1 protein-coding gene is annotated in these 565 nt (G+C 75.8%); it reads left to right on the plus strand.

What is annotated here, in order from left to right; all coding sequences use genetic code 11:
• A partial coding sequence (locus tag UK12_RS32970; RefSeq protein WP_052682429.1) for a Clp protease N-terminal domain-containing protein occupies positions 1-437 on the plus strand: 437 nt, incomplete at its 5' end.
• Positions 438-565 lie beyond the last annotated feature (128 nt).

Raw genomic sequence — 565 nt, forward strand, 5'->3', positions numbered from 1 at the left:
CGCAGGACCGGGCGGCGGCTGTGCTGACCGCAGCCGGATTCGACCTGGTGACCGCACGGGGAGCGGTGGCGCGACTGCTGGGCGCACCGCACCCGGACGTCGACAGCGCGGCGCTGGCCTCGATCGGGGTCGACCTGGATGCGATCAGGGAGGCCGTGGAGGCGAGCTTCGGGGCCGGCGCGTTGGACGCCGTGCCCGTCGAGGCGAAGCGGAGGGCGGGCACGCCCCGGTTCACCGACCGGGCGAAGCGGACACTGTCGCTCGCGCTCCAGGAGTCCGTCCGGCAGGGCGGTGGCCGGATCGAGGCCGGGCACATCCTGCTGGGTCTGCTGCGCGAGGGCGGTGGTGTCGTGGTGCTGGCGCTCCGGGAGCACGGCCTGGATCCGGCGGCCGTGGAGCAGGAGGTTGTCCGGGCACTCGGCGCGGAGGCGGCCTGACCGTGGGTCCGGCCCTGCCCCGACGGGTGGTTGGGGCCGACCGGGCACCGGGAGGCGGCGACTGGTGCGTGGCGTGGATGCGCGCCGTCGACTGGCCGGTTCCGGACGCTCTCCGCAACGGTCGGACC

It is taken from the genome of Saccharothrix sp. ST-888 (genome assembly GCF_000955975.1).
In the GTDB taxonomy this organism is placed as follows: Bacteria; Actinomycetota; Actinomycetes; order Streptomycetales; family Streptomycetaceae; genus Kitasatospora.